Raw genomic sequence first — 16455 nt, forward strand, 5'->3', positions numbered from 1 at the left:
AAAAAAATCCTTCCGCAAAATAATTTTTAACTTATTATAGTACCGATCAATTTTAAACTTTGCATCCAAAAAAAGAAAGTCATCATGCTCAAATCGTCTAAAAGGTCCACAGCAGCGATAATTTGTGATAAAATTTTATACTTGTGTCGACTGAATTGCAGCCTTGAGTCAGACGGTTTAAAATAAGTCTGATTTTCGGTATAATTTAGTTACTATTGCAAAGAAAAGGTGAAAGAGCGTGGCACAGTTATTCTTCAAGTATGGCGCGATGAATTCCGGCAAGTCGATCGATGTCTTAAAAGTAGCTCATAACTACGAAGAACAAGGCAAACCAGTTGTTTTACTGACCAGTGGCGTGGATACGCGGTCAGGGCGGGGGACGATTGCCAGTCGAATTGGTCTGGAAAGAAAAGTTCATCCAATCATGAAAGACACCAATGTCTATGAATACGTCAAAAACATTGATCAGCGCATCTACTGCGTCTTGATCGATGAGGCTCAGTTTCTGTCCAAAGAGCATGTCTTACAGCTGACGCAGATCGTTGATGAATTGAACATTCCCGTCATGACGTTTGGCTTGAAGAATGATTTTCGCAATGAACTGTTTGAGGGCTCCAAATATCTTTTGATCTATGCGGACAAGATCGAAGAAATGAAGACTATCTGCTGGTTCTGCCCTCATAAGGCAACTATGAATCTGCGCATGCTTGATGGTCATCCCGTTTATGAAGGAGAACAGGTTCAAATCGGCGGCAACGAGTCGTACTACCCGGTTTGCCGCAAGCACTACTTTCACCCGCTGCTGAATAAGAAACAGGAGAAATAATCATGGAAATGGAAGAAATCTTTGACAAGCTTCAAGCGGTTGCCGATCGCTATGATGAGCTCAATGAACTGATCAGTGATCCAGAAGTGATTGCCGACACGGCACGGTTTATGAAATTGTCCAAGGAAGAGGGAAGCCTGCGTGAAACCGTTGAAAAGTACAACGAATATAAACAGGTAACGCAAACCATTAAAGATGACGAAGAAATGCTTCGTGAAATTGATGATCCTGATCTAACGGCAATGACCAAAGATGAGATTGCCTCGTCTAAGGAACGGCAGGCCACGCTGGAAAAGGAATTGGAAGTGCTTTTGATTCCTAAAGACCCGAATGATGACAAAAACATCATCATGGAAATTCGTGGGGCTGCTGGCGGGGATGAAGCCAGCTTGTTTGCAGCCGATCTGTACGACATGTATCTGCGCTATGCCGAAAAACAAGGCTGGAAAGTTGAAGTCGTTGACAAAAATGAAACTGAAGTCGGCGGCTTTAAGGAAATCTCTTTGCTGATCACTGGCGATAAGGTCTACTCCAAGCTGAAGTTTGAAAACGGCGCGCACCGAGTTCAGCGGGTACCGGTAACGGAATCGGCTGGTCGTGTGCACACGTCAACGGCGACGGTCGGTGTAATGCCTGAAGCTGAGGACGTGGAAATTGACATCGATCCTAAAGATATTCGTACCGATGTTTATCGCTCATCTGGTGCCGGTGGTCAGCACATTAACAAGACTTCCTCTGCCGTTCGGATGACGCACCTGCCAACTGGTATCGTAGTAGCGATGCAAGACGAGCGTTCCCAACAGCAGAACCGGGCTAAAGCCATGCGGATCTTAAAAGCGCGGGTTTACGATTACTACCAGCAAAAAGAACAGAATGCCTATGATCAAAAGCGTAAGGATGCGATTGGGACTGGGGATCGTTCCGAACGAATCCGGACCTACAACTATCCGCAAAACCGGGTTACCGACCACCGGATTGGCTTGACGCTTAACAAGCTGGATAAGATCATGGCTGGTGACTTGGATGAGATTATCGAGGCCTTGATTATTGCCGATCAAACCAAGAAATTGGAGCAGCTGCGCAATGAATAGACCAACCAGTGAGTCTTGGAACTATTTTCAAGCTCAGCGCTGGGCAGCCGAATATTTGAAAGAACGCGGATTGGATCCACAGACACCTGAATTTATTTTGAAAATGATTCATGACTGGAACACGACAACGCTTTTAATGCATAATCGTGATCGCATGCCATCCGAAGAAGCAGTGCGGTTTCGGCGGGCAATCGAGCGGGTGGCCGATCATGAACCGCCGCAGTATGTCGTTGGCAAGGCGCCGTTTTACGGGCGAATGTTTATCGTCAGTCGCGACGTCTTGATCCCAGAAAGCGAGACTGAGGAACTGGTTGAGTGGGTACTGGACACGATGCCAAAAGATAAGCCGCTGCGTATGCTGGATTTGGGAACTGGCAGTGGCGTGATTGGGATTACGCTAAAGCTTGAAAGACCGCTTTGGCAGGTGACGCTTAGTGATATCTCAGCTGGCGCCTTGCGGGTAGCGACTGCCAATCAGCGTCTGCATGGAACTAATCTGCCAGAAATCGAAAGCGATATGTTTGCCAGACTGGCAGATCAAAAGTTTGATTTGATCGTTACTAATCCACCATATATTGCAACGTCAGAAATCTCTTTAATGGATAAGGCCGTTTTAGACTATGAGCCACCGGTTGCTCTGTTTGCCGATGAGCATGGGCTTGGCTTTTATCATCGGCTGTTTGAAAGCATTGGTGATCACTTAGCGCCGCATGGTCAGCTGTTTGGTGAAACCGGATTTGACCAGGAGCAAAGCATTCAAGACCTTTGTCATCAAGTTGCGCCATATGCTCAGATCGAAACTCGTCATGATATGGCCGATCGCATGCGGATGATTCATGCATGGAACTTTTAAGTTTGGGAAGGAAGCACGATTTTGGAAACAAGAATTTTTAAGCTGAATGAAATTGATCAAGCAGCTCAAGCCATTAAAGATGGACAGTTAGTGGCTTTCCCAACTGAGACGGTCTACGGTTTGGGTGCCGATGCTACTAATGAGGCTGCGGTCAAAAATGTCTATCTTGCCAAAGGACGGCCCAGCGACAACCCCTTGATCGTCCATGTCGCATCGATTGAAATGGTTGAACGGTACGCGGCTGAGATTCCGAACAGCGCGCGTCAGCTGATGAAGGCATTTTGGCCCGGTTCATTGACGATTATTTTAAAGATCAAGCCAGGCTCACTTTCAAAAACGGTTACGGGGGGACTGGCAACAGTGGCCTTTCGCTACCCTGACTGTCAGCCAACGCTGGACCTGATCTTAAAAGCCGGCGTTCCAATTGTTGGTCCATCCGCTAATACGTCAGGAAAGCCTAGTCCGACAACGGCTCAGCACGTCTTTCATGATTTGAATGGCAAGATTTTCGGGATTCTTGATAATGGTCCGACCCGGGTAGGAGTTGAGTCAACGGTACTGGATCTGTCGACGCCGCAGCCGGCAATTCTGCGTCCAGGTGCCGTTACCAAAGCTCAGATTGAATCTGTGATCGGTTCAATCGACTTGGATCAGCACCATGTTGGGACCAATGAAACGCCTAAAGCTCCAGGAATGAAGTATCGCCATTATGCACCGGGCGTTCCAGTAGCCATCGTTGATCCGCAGACGAATTGGCAAAGCGTTAACTCCTGGATTGAAGAGCAGCCGTCTAAGGTTGGGGTAATGGCTGAAAAACAGATCCTGGATGCATTCAGCTGGTCGGATAATGCTGTCATCTACTCGCTTGGCGAAGACGTCAGTGATGCCAGCTCACATTTGTTTGCCGGCCTGCGATTCTTTGACGATCAAAAAGACGTTGCCTCCATTCTGGTACAGGGGTTGGATGCAACCGGTCTGGGCGCAGCCTACATGAACCGTCTGAATAAATCGGCTGGCGGCAGGCATTTTGAGGTACCGGTCAAATAATTGATAAAATTTGCTTTTTGCCTAAGCAACCAGGTCCGTTTTTGGTACAATAGTTGAGAAACATTTAAGGAGAGTTATATATTCATGGGCAAGTTTGAAGTTATTGAACATCCACTGGTTCAACACAAATTAACGATGATTCGCGATAAAAACGTTGGGACTAAGTTTTTCCGCGAAACGGTCAAGGAAATTTCAACGCTGATTGCTTACGAGGTTTCCAAGAACATGCCGCTCAAAGAAGTTGAAATCGAAACGCCAATCTGCAAGACGACGCAAAAGGAACTGGCCGGCAAGAAGGTTGCTATTGTGCCAATCTTGCGGGCTGGTCTGGGAATGGTTGAAGGATTCACCGATTTGATTCCGGCAGCCAAGATCGGCTTTATCGGCATGTACCGTGATGAAGAAACGCTTAAGCCACATGAATATTTCGTCAAGCTGCCAAGCGATGTTTCGGAACGTCAATTATTCGTTGTCGACCCAATGCTGGCAACGGGTGGTTCGGCAGTTGATGCAATTGGCGCCTTAAAGAAGCGGGGCTGTGAAGAAAAGAACATCAAGTTTGCCTGCCTGGTTGCTGCTCCAGAAGGCGTTAAGGCAATCCAAGCCGCTTATCCGGATGTTGACATCTACACGGCAGCCTTGGATGAACGCTTAAACGAACAAGGCTACATCGTCCCAGGACTAGGCGATGCCGGTGATCGTCTTTTTGGCACCAAGTAGTCTGATCTAACATTAAAGGTTCAGTCTGTGACCTGTTCACGAGCTGGGCTTTTTTATTTTGCCAGATAAAAGTCTTAACATTTTTTAACAACTGTCGGTAAACGAAGCCAAACTCGCCAAAAATAGTAAAATGGTAGCTGATTGTTAAAATTAAATCCAATAAAGGATCTGAGAAAATGCAGAAATTAAAAGGTTCGGCCGGTTTTGCAAGGCAGTTTTTGATCTTGCTGGTTATTGGGCTGGGTGCGCTGCTGTTTACCTTTCATAATGAGGCTTTTTATCAGCGACCATTGGCAAAAGTTGAACAGGTACATAACGAAAAAGCCGTTAAGCAGACTGATGAGTTTAAAAACGTTGATTGGCAGACTAAGCAGCACCTTAGAATTAAAATGCTGAATGGTAAATATCGCGGTCATGTACTTACGGTTACCAATACCTATTCTTATTCCGGGGCAATGGATCAGAGGTATCGAGCCGGCAACGAGATTTTTTTGACGCGCGTTCATGAAAAAAATGGCGAGCTGCATGCTACCATTGCCGGCTATAAGCGCGATACCGTCATTGTCTTTTTAGTCTGGCTGGTAATTTTGATGCTGCTGTTGATGATGAGAAGACAAGGCAGCTTAGCTCTGCTTAGTGTGATCGTCAATACGATTCTGTTTATGCTGGCTATTGAGCTGGATCTGAAAATGCAGGCCGCGCACGTGCTGCTGATTTTTGGCGTGCTGGCATTGATTTTTACGGTCATCAGTCTGGTCATGATTCTAGGTTTTACCAGGCGAATGCTGGCTACCTTGGGGGCAACGGTTTTTGGCACGATTGCCGCAATGCTGATCAGTCTGCTGGTTTTTAATCTGACACAGGAACGCGGAATTTATTATGAATCGATGCAGTATGTCACTCAGGTTCCGCGACCGCTCTTTTTGGCCGAGACGCTGCTGGGCTCGCTGGGTGCCGTAATGGATGAGTCAAGTGACATCGTGGCGACGATCTTTGAGCTCAAACAGCTTGATCCAGCTGCAACCAAGCGTCAGCTGTTCTTAGCCGGACGCAGCGTCGGTCAATCCATTATGGGACCGTTGGTTAACGTCTTGTTTCTGATTTTTATGGCCGATACCTTTACCTCATCTTTGCTGTATTTGAAAAATGGCAATTCCTGGGGCTACACGTTTTCAATGAATATGTGTCTGGGCACCGTTCAAAGCTTGATCAGCGGAATCGGCATCGTTTTGGCGATTCCGATTGCCAGTGCATTAGCAGCGCTTTTATTAGGAAAGAAGGCAAAAGCATGAGTACGATTACGGCATTGGGACTGGTCTTGATGATTCTGATGATTTTAGTTGGCGGTAAGCAGGGATGGACATCATTTTTAAGCCTGTTGCTAAACTTTGGCTTTTTATATTTTGCGATCGTACTGATTGCCTTCCACGTTCCGCCGTTGTTTGTAACGCTGACGACTGGAACTATTATTTTGGCAGTAACGATTTTTATGGGTGAGGATGATCTAAAAACGACCGTGACGGCTTTTTACGCATCGCTGATCGTAATGGGAATTCTCCTGCTGCTGATTATTGGCGTTGAGCACTGGGCAATGGTACAGGGCTTTGGTCCCGAAGACAGTGAGGATCTGGAGGGCATGTCGATTTTAATTGGTATCAGCTATCTGAAAGTGGCCGTTACAACGACGATTCTAAGTACGCTGGGGGCGATTGCTGAAGCAGCGATGGCGGTAGCTGCGGGACTGACTGAGGTTTTAAATGCGCATCCTGATATCTCGACTGCTCAGATTATGAAAAGCGGCATGGCAATTGGCGGACAGATTATTGGAACGACTTTTAATACGTTGTTCTTTGGCTTTTTTGGCGGTTTTTTAACGCTTTTTATCTGGTTTGCTGGATTACATTACTCATTTGGAACGATTATGAATAATAAGATTTTTGTTGCCGAGATGATAATGGTATTGACTTCTTTTATTGGAGTTCTGTTAACGGTTCCGATTACGGCTTGGATAATGGGGCTGCGCAAAAAGACGATAGTTGACAGTTTTTCTGAAAACAAGTAAGCTATAGTCTAGTAACTTGAATATCGGTCCTTTAATGAAATCCAGAGAGGTTTCCAAGGACGCGTTAAAATAATCATCCATCTTGCGGGTTGTTTTAAGGTAGTCTTTGGGCCGGAGCTCAAGGGCTATTATTTTTATCTGCATAGGGGTGTTTTTGAATGGCACATCGTGATGGTGTCGTTTTAGACGTTGATGAAAGGCCAGAGTTTGGTCAGTGGGTTGGATTGTCATTGCAGCATATGTTCTCAATGTTTGGTTCAACCGTGCTGGTGCCGATTCTGGTTGGATTGAATCCAGGAATCGCTTTGTTCAGTTCAGGGGTTGGAACCTTGATGTATCTGCTGATCACGCGTCACAAGATTCCGGCTTATATGGGTTCGAGCTTTAGTTTTATCGTCCCAATGATGGCATTGATGAAATCAACGGGCTACCCAGGGATTGCTCAAGGTACGATCGCGGTTGGCTGTGTGTACTTATTGGTATCGCTGATCGTTACGATGATTGGCTCGGACTGGATTGATCACGTGCTGCCGCCAATCGTGGTCGGCCCAATCGTGATGGTGATCGGACTTTCTTTGGCCAGCACGGCGGCTAAAGATGCTACGATGAACGGTACGCATTATGACCTGCGCTATTTTGCCGTTGCCATGCTGACATTGTTGGTTACGATTGCTTTTAACATGTTTTGCAAAGGCTTTTTGGGTTTGATTCCGATTCTGCTGGGGATCGTTTGCGGCTATGTGATTGCTTGCCTGTTTGGTATTGTTGACCTGGCGCCAGTAGCTGCGGCACATTGGTTCAGTCTGCCCGATTTTCAGGTTCCGTTCGTGAACTATCAGCCGCATTTTTATTGGGGCGCGATTTTAAGCATGGCACCGATTGCGTTTGTTACCATGACTGAGCACATGGGGCATATCATGGTTCTTAACGAGCTGACCGAACGCAACTACTTTAAGGATCCCGGGTTGAATCACACTTTGGCTGGGGATGGGACGGCTTCGATTATTGCCGGCTTTGTTGGCGGGCCGCCAGTGACGTCTTATGGCGAAAACATTGGCGTCCTGGCAATTACCCGCGTTCATAGCGTCTACGTTCTGGCAGGGGCTGCCTTGTTTGCCGTCTTCTTCAGTTTTGTCGGCAAGCTGAGCGCATTGATTGAATCAATCCCAGGCCCCGTTATTGGTGGGATTTCCTTCCTATTATTTGGTGTGATTGCCTCTAGCGGTCTGCGGGTTATGATCGAAGACCAAATCGACTTTAACAAGAAGCGTAATTTGATGATCAGCTCGGTAATTCTGGTGATCGGGATCGGTAATGCCTACTTAAAGTTAGGCCAATATCAGTTTTCGGGATTGGCGGTAGCAGCGGTCTTGGGGATTGTTTTAAATCTGATCCTGCCTGATGAGGCTGCCAGCGAACGTAAGAAAAACAACTAGACCAATTAAAAAAGAAACAAATGATGACGTTTTATCTCAAATGTCATCATTTTTTTATTTATGTCAATGAATAGATATAAATTATAAACAATTTATTAGGTTGGTTTATATGTTATGTTAACTCGAAGTGCCTGCTGTGTAACGGATCGAGCTGATGTTGGCGTTTTCTTTGGCTCTGATATTTTTTTGAAATTTTAATGAAATAATGCTATATTAATGATCGTAACTTGGGACAGTTCGTGGTTGTTTCAACGAGATGGAATCCAATTTACAAACCAAATTATTGTTATAAAGAAAAGAGGTGGAATATAAATGGGCGGTGAAGCTTATACTTTTAAGCTATTCGGCCTTACGTTCAATGCGACTAACGTGATTTCAGGCACCATTATTTTTGTCTTGGTCTTCTTTGTTTTATTTGGTCTTTCACGGCATTTGCAAATGAAGCCTAAAGGCGGCCAAAACGTAATTGAGTGGTTGATTGAATTTACAAACGGTATCGTGCGGGAACAAATGCCTGCATCAGAAGTTGGCAACTACAGCTTCTTGGCCTTCGTACTGTTTGCCTTTATCTTCTTCTCAAACCAGCTGGGTCTGATTTTCCAAATCGGATGGAACGGAAACGAGATTGTGAGAAGTCCCACTGCCGATCCAGTCGTAACGCTGACTTTCTCGTTGAGCATGATCATGCTGGCACACTTTGCCGGGATCAGCAAAAACGGTTTGAAGCACTACTTTGGCTCTTACCTCAAGCCATATGCTGTTATGCTGCCAATTAACTTGGTTGAGGAATTTGCCAACTTCTTGACGCTTGGTCTGCGGCTCTTTGGTAACATTTTTGCCGGGGAACTGCTGCTGAAGTTGCTTGGACAGATGGCCTTTTCACACGGTGTTCCAACGATCCTGGTCAGTCTGCCACTTGAAATTGTTTGGCAAGGCTTCTCAGTCTTCATTGGGGCTATTCAGGCTTATGTCTTTGTAACATTAACTACGGTTTATATTTCTCAGAAGGTTTCTGCTGAGGAATAAGTATATCTTAAGGAGGATATAAAAATGGGTGCAATTGCTGCAGGTATCGCTGCTTTTGGTGCGGCACTGGGTGCCGGTATTGGTAACGGTTTTGTCATTAGCCACACGATCGATGGGATGGCTCGTCAACCAGAAATGTCTGGTGCACTGCGTGGTACGATGTTCATTGGTGTTGGTTTGATCGAAGCCATGCCTATCCTGGCCATCGTTATTGGCTTCCTTGTAATGAACAAGTAGTTCAAAATAACTAAAGCTATCAATTTACAAGGAGGTGTCAATAGATGTTGCAAGGTGTTCTGGCTCAATCCAATAGCTTATACATCGGAGACATGCTGTTTTACATTGTTTCATTTATTATCCTGATGCTGTTGGTTAAGCATTATGCTTGGAAACCAGTTACGGATATGATGAACAAGCGGGCAACCAAGATTTCCGATGACATCGACAATGCAGAAAAGTCGCGTGCCGAAGCAGAAAAGCTGGCTGCACAGCGTCAAACTGAATTGCAGAACTCTCACCAAGAAGCCGCCAAGATTATCAGCACGGCCAAAAAGACTGGTGAAGCTCAACGGGACCAGATCGTTACGGATGCGCAAAAAGATGCGCAGGTCGTAAAAGAGCAAGCCCAAAAGGATGCTGAGCAGGCACGTCGTGATGCTCTGAAAGGGGCGCAAAACGATGTTGCCAACTTATCTATTGAGATTGCTTCCAAGCTCATCCACAAGGAATTAAACGCGGACGATCAAAAAGCACTGATCGATTCGTACATCGAAGGGTTGGTAAAACATGAGTCTTGATAAGAAGACGGTTGCTAACCGCTATGCGAAAGCAATTTTTGAGCTGGCTGAAGAAAACGGTCAACTCGATCAGACTTATCAAGAATTATCTGCTTTGCGTCAAGTCTTCGAAGAAAATGACAGTTTGGCAGCGCTGTTGAGCGGTGTCGATCTGTCACTCGCTGAGAAAAAATCTTTGATTGATGCATTGAAAAAGGATGCTTCGCCATTCGTTTCCAATCTGATTCAAATGGTTTTTGATTACGGCCGCATGGATGATTTGGTCGCAATTATTGATGAGTTTGAACGGCGTTACGATGCATTTAACAAACGCATCCACGCCGAAGTAATCACAGCGGTGCAACTCGATACGAAGCAACGCGATCAACTGAAGGCTGGTCTGGCTAAGCGTCTGTCAGCCAACGAAATCGTATTGCACGAAACGGTTGATCCGTCAATTTTAGGCGGAGTCATCATCCGAGCAAACAATGAAACTCTGGATGGTAGTCTCAGTTCAAAGATTGAACAAATTCGTCGTTTACTTGTTAAATAATCAATTGTCAAAGAGGTGAGACCTTTATGAGCATTAAAACTGAGGAAATCAGTTCACTCATCAAGAAGCAGCTCGCCAACTATCAGGACCAAATTTCCGTTGAAGAAACTGGGACGGTTACCTATGTTGGTGACGGGGTTGCTCGTGCCGATGGCTTGGAAAATGCCATGGCTGGTGAGTTGCTCGAATTTAGCAACGGTGTCTACGGGATGGCCCAAAACCTCGAAAGTAACGATGTTGGTATCGTTATTTTAGGGGACTACACGGGAATCCGTGAAGGCGATACTGTTAAGCGGACGGGCCGGATTATGGAAGTTCCCGTCGGCAAAGAACTGTTAGGTCGGGTCGTTGACCCACTGGGACGGCCAATTGACGGTCTTGGCGAAATCAAGACCAACAAGACGCGTCCCGTGGAAAAGAAGGCCCCTGGCGTTATGCAGCGGAAGAGCGTTAGCGTGCCACTGCAGACTGGGATCAAGGTTATTGATGCCTTGGTACCAATTGGTCGTGGCCAACGTGAATTGATCATTGGTGACCGTAAGACTGGTAAGACTTCACTTGCCATTGACACGATCATCAACCAAAAAGACCAAGACATGATTTGTATCTATGTTGCAATTGGTCAAAAGGAATCAACGGTACGGGCTCAAGTTGAAACGCTGCGTCAATATGGCGCCTTGGACTACACGATCGTCGTTTCAGCCAGTGCCTCCAACCCTGCACCAATGCTTTACCTGGCACCATATGCCGGAGCTGCAATGGGTGAAGAGTTTATGTACAATGGCCAAGATGTCTTGATCGTTTACGATGACTTGACGAAACAAGCCGATGCCTACCGTGAACTGTCACTGATTCTGCGGCGGCCACCAGGTCGTGAAGCCTACCCAGGTGACATTTTCTACACGCACTCACGTCTGCTTGAACGTGCTGCACGGCTTTCAGACGACATGGGCGGCGGTTCAATGACTGCTCTGCCAGTTATTCAGACCCAAGCTGGTGACGTTTCAGCCTACATTCCAACCAACGTTATCTCCATTACTGACGGTCAGATCTTCTTGGATTCTGACTCCTTCTATGCTGGTCAACGTCCAGCCATCAACGCCGGGACTTCGGTTTCTCGTGTCGGTGGTGACGCTCAGATCAAAGCCATGAAGAAGGTTGCTGGTACGCTGCGTCTGGATATTTCTGCCTACAACGAACTGGCTGCCTTTGCGCAATTCGGTTCTGATCTGGATGAAAACACGCAGCGTCGTCTGGGCCGTGGTGAACGGACGATGGAAATCTTAAAGCAGGGCCTGCACGAGCCACAACCAGTCGCTCAACAGGTTGTAACGCTTTTTGCTCTGTCACATGGATATGTTGACAACATTCCTGTTCAAGACGTTCGTCGCTTTGAACAGGAACTGGCTGCCTACATGCGTGCAAACCATCAAGACGTTTATGACCAGATTGCAGAAACTGGCAAGCTGCCAGAAGGCGATGTTATCGACCAGGCAATCAAGGACTTTAAGGAAACGTCATTTCAAACCAGCGACAGCGACAAAGCTGCCAAAAACTAAGCATGACTAGTCGAAAGGACGGTGAGATTTAGTGCCAGCTTCACTTGCTACTGTTAAACGCAAGATTCAGTCAACCAAGAGCACGCGTCAGATTACCTCTGCCATGCAAATGGTTTCTACGGCTAAGCTTAACCAGATTCAGCACCATACTAAGGCTTATGAGGCCTATGCTGCTACGGTTCGTGAAGTCCTGTCCAGCATGGTCAAATCTCACAGTACGACGGATGCTGATAGTAAAGATCAGTTCACGTCGCTGTTTGACAAACGACCAGTACAGCAGACTGGCATCTTAGTTATCACATCTGACCGGGGATTGGTAGGAAGCTACAACAGCAACGTTATCAAAGAAACCCTGGAAACGATGAAAAAACACCATTTGAATAAAGACAACACGGTTTTCCTGACGATTGGACGAACCGGGACCGAGTTCTTTAAGAAACGCGGTATGAACGTTGTTTATGAGTACACTGGTGTTAGTGACGTGCCAACGTACAAAGAAGTCCGCGGGATCGTTAAGACCACGGTACAAATGTACAATGACGGAGTATTTGACGAACTTTTCCTGTCATATAATCACTACGTCAACCGGATTACGTCACATGTTCGGGTTCAAAAGATGATGCCAGTGTCAGAAGATTCAATGACCGACGATCAGCCGGCCGTAAGTGAGGAATCTACTGACAAGACGCGGATTTCGCCTGAATTCGAATTCGAACCTTCCGCCAACGATATCGTTTCGGTAATCGTTTCGCAATACGCGGAAAGTTTGGTTTATGGAGCGATTTTGGATGCCAAGACGTCTGAACACTCCTCAAGTGCCAATGCAATGAGCTCTGCTTCCGACAATGCTGATGAGATCATTTCGGATTTGGAGCTTCAATACAACCGGGCACGGCAAGCTGCCATTACCACGGAAATTACTGAAATTACCGGTGGTATGACGGCCCAAGAATAATCATTCTAGTAAGTAGGAGGAAACAGCATGAGTGCTACTGGTAAAGTTGTACAGGTTATCGGTCCAGTTGTCGATGTTGAATTCCCCTTGGACGACAAGCTGCCAGAAATCAATGACGCGCTGAAGATCGATAAAGGCGATGGCACGACGCTGACTACTGAAGTTTCCCTTGAACTGGGTGACGGTGTGGTACGGACGGTTGCCATGGACGGTACCGATGGTCTGCAACGTGGCATGAAGGTCGAAAACACGGGCGCTTCAATCAGCGTTCCAGTTGGTGACGATACTCTGGGTCGAGTTTTCAATGTCCTTGGTGAACCAATCGACAATGGTCCAGAATTCGGCCCAGATGCCAAGCGGATGCCAATTCACCGTGAAGCACCTAAGTACGAAGATTTGAACAACACTACGGAAATTTTGGAAACGGGGATCAAGGTTATCGATCTGCTTGCTCCATACGTTCGTGGTGGTAAGATTGGTCTTTTCGGTGGTGCCGGTGTCGGCAAGACCGTCTTGATTCAAGAACTGATCCACAACATTGCTCAAGGCCACAATGGGATTTCCGTATTTACCGGTGTTGGTGAACGGACCCGTGAAGGTAATGACATGTACTTCGAAATGAAGGCTTCTGGGGTTCTGAGCAAGACGGCCATGGTCTATGGTCAAATGAACGAACCACCTGGTGCCCGGATGCGGGTTGCCTTGACTGGTTTGACGATCGCGGAATACTTCCGTGACGTAAAGGGCCAAGACGTGCTGCTGTTTATCGACAACATCTTCCGGTTTACTCAAGCCGGTTCAGAAGTTTCAGCCCTGCTGGGACGGATTCCATCTGCCGTTGGTTATCAGCCAACGCTGGCTACTGAAATGGGTCAGCTGCAGGAACGGATTACTTCGACTAAGAAGGGTTCCATTACGTCGATTCAAGCCGTTTATGTTCCTGCCGATGACTACACCGACCCTGCTCCAGCAACGACTTTTGCCCACTTGGATGCCACGACCAACCTGGAACGTCGGCTGACGCAAATGGGTATCTACCCAGCCGTTGATCCATTGGCTTCAACGTCAACCGCATTGACGCCTGAAGTCGTTGGTAAGGAACACTATGAAGTAGCTACGCGGGTACAGCATGTCCTGCAGCGTTACCGTGAATTACAAGACATCATCGCCATCTTGGGGATGGATGAACTTTCAGATGAAGAAAAGACGATTGTTGCTCGGGCACGGCGGATTCAATTCTTCCTGTCACAAAGCTTCAACGTTGCTTCACAATTTACGGGGATGCCAGGTCGTTATGTTCCATTGAAAGACACGATCAAAGGCTTCAAGGAAATCCTTGATGGTAAGTACGATGATCTGCCGGAAGATGCTTTCCGTCTGGTCGGTCCAATCGAGGATGTTGTTGAAAAAGCTAAGCAGATGAAAGCTGATGCCGAAAAAGCTGAAAACTAGGAGGGATGATCATGGCTGATAGTACTTTTAAGGTCACCATTATCACTCCTGATGGCACCGTCTATGAGAACAAAGACGCTACGATGCTGGTTATGGATACGCGTGGCGGTCAAATGGGGATCATGGCGAACCACGTGCCCCTGGTTGCAGCGCTGCAGATCAGTGCCTTGCGCGTCAAGCACAACTCCGCTAAAGACGATGTGATCGCCGTTAACGGTGGTTTCATGGAATTCAATGAAAATGCTGCGACAGTGGTTGCTGACAGTGCTGAACTGCCAACGACGATTGACGTAGCCCGGGCTGAAAAAGCCAAAGAACGCTCTGAAAAGTGGGTTGAAGAAGCTAAGCAAAAGCACAGTAAAAATGAGCTTGCGCGTGCTGAAGTTCACCTGCGCCGAGCAATCAACCGACTCAACGTTTCACAGATGCGTTGATTTGGTTGGCCAAAACGTCATGCCGATTACAGGCATGGCGTTTTTTAATTTCTTGTAAACATTGACCAGCAGTTAGAAGGCTTAGCATAGAATATGTTAATATGATTAATGATTGCTTATTGGGGGGAGTTTAATGGAACTGACAGGTCTGCAGGCTTTGATTACGATCGTAATACAATTGGGCTTTATTTGGATTGCCTTTTATGCACTACAGGGACTTCATATGGAACGTTGGTTTCGGCGTCCGCCTAAAACGCTGCCATTGCTGATGGTGCTTTTGGCAACCGCGCTTGGCTACTTGAATGCCAGCTTTTTATTGACGGTTCTAAAAGCAATTCGTAATCTGATTTATTTGGCACAATAAATCAATGTTGGAGGAAAACCAAATGAAAAAAATCCTGATTCAAGGAGGGCAGCGTCTACGTGGGAGCGTTGCTGTTGCGGGGTCAACTGCCCTGGCACTGACGGCACAGATTGCGGCGCTTTTGGCATCAACTGGTGAGCTTAAGCTGGCTAACGTTGCTGATACGATGACTGTCGATACGATGAATGAACGCTTACGAAAGCTGGACTTGGCTGTCACTGTCAATAAGCCGACTCATCAGCTCATTATCCAATCTCAAGCAAAACTTACGGCTGACGACCTAACGGCAATTACTTCCGCAAAGGTTGCCTCATTGATGATTGGTCCGCTGCTGGCCCGCACTGGCAGTGTCAGATTAAACAAAGATCAGGTGCCAGATGAGATTATTGCCGATCTAAGATGCTTGGGAGCTGATGTCTCGTTAAATGATGAAGCTTTAGCGATCAAAGCAGGCCGCTTAAAGGGAAGTCATTTAAAGCTGGCAGATAGCAACTGCCTGAGTACTCAGAGTCTGATCATGGCTGCGGTCCTTGCTGATGGAATTACGGTAATTGAAAATGCAGCCTGTGATTTTGAGGTCATTGCCCTGGCCAATCTTTTAAACAAGATGGGGGCGCGGGTGCATGGCGCAGGAACGAAAATCGTAAGGGTACAAGGCGTGACGTTTCTGCATGGCTGTGACTATGAGATTGCCGGCGACTATCTGGAAGCAACGGCACTGATGCTGGTTGCCGCAATAACTAATGGCGATGTGATTGTAGAAAATGTTCATCTGCAAAGCGTTCAAGGCGTGATTAATCAGCTTGAACGGATGGGATGTACCGTAGTCGTCCAGCAAAATGGCGTTCGAGTTTTAGGAACGGCAGTCTTGCTGCCAGCTGATCTACAAAGTCTTTTTCCCAGCACCATGTACCCTGAGCTTGCAATTCTACAGCTGTTGGCTAATGGTAAAAGCAGCAATGCAGTCATGGATCGAAGACTGCTTGATCAATTGCAGAAAATGCAGGCTGGTGTTCAAGAAACTGCCGGTGAATTGATTTTAAATGGTCCGGCCAAGCTCAGCGGCATCAAGGTTAAGGCTTTTGATGCCAGCAGTGCACTGACGCTGACCCTGGCTGGCTTGGCGGCTAAAGGACTAACGATCGTAGAAAACGGCGCTTATCTTGGTGATGAGTTTGAGGACTTACCTGCCAAGCTGCAAAGTCTGGGGGCCAGTCTGCAGTTAAAGGACTTTGAATCGGCTTCAAAATCATTAACAAAATTTAAGTAAAGCAGATTATTATCAATTCAGCGGTTGAAGA

The 16455-nt window shown here is 46.7% G+C and carries 18 protein-coding genes; all 18 read left to right on the forward strand.

The genetic code is table 11. From position 1 onward, the window contains the following. Window positions 1-238 precede the first annotated feature (238 nt). The 18 genes from H0G69_RS02110 (at window position 239) to H0G69_RS02195 (ending at window position 16424) form a co-directional block, all read left to right on the forward strand. Window positions 239-826, forward strand: coding sequence for a thymidine kinase (locus H0G69_RS02110; protein ID WP_034541238.1), 588 nt, complete (start codon window positions 239-241; stop codon window positions 824-826). 8 nt (window positions 827-834) lie between these two features. After that, a complete protein-coding gene (gene prfA / locus H0G69_RS02115) occupies window positions 835-1917 on the forward strand; it encodes a peptide chain release factor 1 (protein WP_174435177.1) in 1083 nt (360 codons plus the stop codon). Further along, window positions 1910-2770 (forward strand): peptide chain release factor N(5)-glutamine methyltransferase, encoded by an 861-nt coding sequence (gene prmC, locus H0G69_RS02120; protein ID WP_180305082.1) that lies wholly within the window; start codon window positions 1910-1912, stop codon window positions 2768-2770. Before prfA ends, prmC begins: the two co-directional genes overlap by 8 nt. A gap of 21 nt (window positions 2771-2791) precedes the next feature. Then, window positions 2792-3817, forward strand: coding sequence for an L-threonylcarbamoyladenylate synthase (locus H0G69_RS02125; RefSeq protein WP_180305083.1), 1026 nt, complete (start codon window positions 2792-2794; stop codon window positions 3815-3817). 84 nt (window positions 3818-3901) lie between these two features. After that, the gene (gene upp, locus H0G69_RS02130; RefSeq protein ID WP_006500297.1) at window positions 3902-4537 is read left to right on the forward strand and encodes a uracil phosphoribosyltransferase; all 636 of its coding nucleotides are present in this window, start codon (window positions 3902-3904) and stop codon (window positions 4535-4537) included. Window positions 4538-4713: 176 nt separating this feature from the next. Beyond that, window positions 4714-5829, forward strand: a complete 1116-nt coding sequence (locus tag H0G69_RS02135; protein ID WP_180305084.1) for a YibE/F family protein — start codon at window positions 4714-4716, stop codon at window positions 5827-5829. Beyond that, window positions 5826-6599: a YibE/F family protein gene (locus tag H0G69_RS02140; protein ID WP_006500294.1), complete on the forward strand. Its 774-nt coding sequence runs from the start codon at window positions 5826-5828 to the stop codon at window positions 6597-6599. Before H0G69_RS02135 ends, H0G69_RS02140 begins: the two co-directional genes overlap by 4 nt. A gap of 158 nt (window positions 6600-6757) precedes the next feature. Next, window positions 6758-8035, forward strand: a complete 1278-nt coding sequence (locus H0G69_RS02145) for a solute carrier family 23 protein (RefSeq protein ID WP_180305085.1) — start codon at window positions 6758-6760, stop codon at window positions 8033-8035. Window positions 8036-8347: 312 nt separating this feature from the next. Further along, window positions 8348-9061, forward strand: coding sequence for a F0F1 ATP synthase subunit A (gene atpB / locus H0G69_RS02150; RefSeq protein ID WP_033934401.1), 714 nt, complete (start codon window positions 8348-8350; stop codon window positions 9059-9061). 24 nt (window positions 9062-9085) lie between these two features. Further along, entirely contained in the window at window positions 9086-9298 is a 213-nt protein-coding gene (gene atpE / locus H0G69_RS02155) for a F0F1 ATP synthase subunit C (protein ID WP_006500291.1), read from the forward strand. 44 nt (window positions 9299-9342) lie between these two features. Continuing rightward, window positions 9343-9858 carry a F0F1 ATP synthase subunit B gene (gene atpF, locus H0G69_RS02160; protein ID WP_180305086.1) on the forward strand — a complete coding sequence of 172 codons (516 nt, stop codon included), beginning with the start codon at window positions 9343-9345 and terminating at the stop codon, window positions 9856-9858. Next, window positions 9848-10390, forward strand: coding sequence for an ATP synthase F1 subunit delta (atpH, locus tag H0G69_RS02165; RefSeq protein WP_006500289.1), 543 nt, complete (start codon window positions 9848-9850; stop codon window positions 10388-10390). The genes atpF and atpH overlap by 11 nt, the downstream gene beginning before the upstream one ends. A 26-nt stretch (window positions 10391-10416) precedes the next feature. Beyond that, complete coding sequence (gene atpA / locus H0G69_RS02170) at window positions 10417-11949, forward strand: F0F1 ATP synthase subunit alpha (protein WP_006500288.1); 1533 nt, start codon at window positions 10417-10419, stop codon at window positions 11947-11949. 31 nt (window positions 11950-11980) lie between these two features. Then, entirely contained in the window at window positions 11981-12904 is a 924-nt protein-coding gene (locus H0G69_RS02175; RefSeq protein WP_143113080.1) for a F0F1 ATP synthase subunit gamma, read from the forward strand. Window positions 12905-12931: 27 nt separating this feature from the next. Continuing rightward, window positions 12932-14356, forward strand: coding sequence for a F0F1 ATP synthase subunit beta (gene atpD / locus H0G69_RS02180; protein WP_006500286.1), 1425 nt, complete (start codon window positions 12932-12934; stop codon window positions 14354-14356). Window positions 14357-14367: 11 nt separating this feature from the next. Further along, entirely contained in the window at window positions 14368-14790 is a 423-nt protein-coding gene (locus H0G69_RS02185; protein ID WP_033934403.1) for a F0F1 ATP synthase subunit epsilon, read from the forward strand. Window positions 14791-14923: 133 nt separating this feature from the next. Beyond that, window positions 14924-15154, forward strand: coding sequence for a DUF1146 family protein (locus H0G69_RS02190; RefSeq protein ID WP_006500284.1), 231 nt, complete (start codon window positions 14924-14926; stop codon window positions 15152-15154). A 22-nt stretch (window positions 15155-15176) separates the two neighbouring features. Beyond that, window positions 15177-16424 (forward strand): UDP-N-acetylglucosamine 1-carboxyvinyltransferase, encoded by a 1248-nt coding sequence (locus tag H0G69_RS02195; protein ID WP_180305087.1) that lies wholly within the window; start codon window positions 15177-15179, stop codon window positions 16422-16424. The last annotated feature ends 31 nt before the right edge of the window (window positions 16425-16455 follow it).

Source organism: Limosilactobacillus mucosae (genome assembly GCF_013423865.1).
GTDB lineage: Bacteria > Bacillota > Bacilli > Lactobacillales > Lactobacillaceae > Limosilactobacillus > Limosilactobacillus mucosae.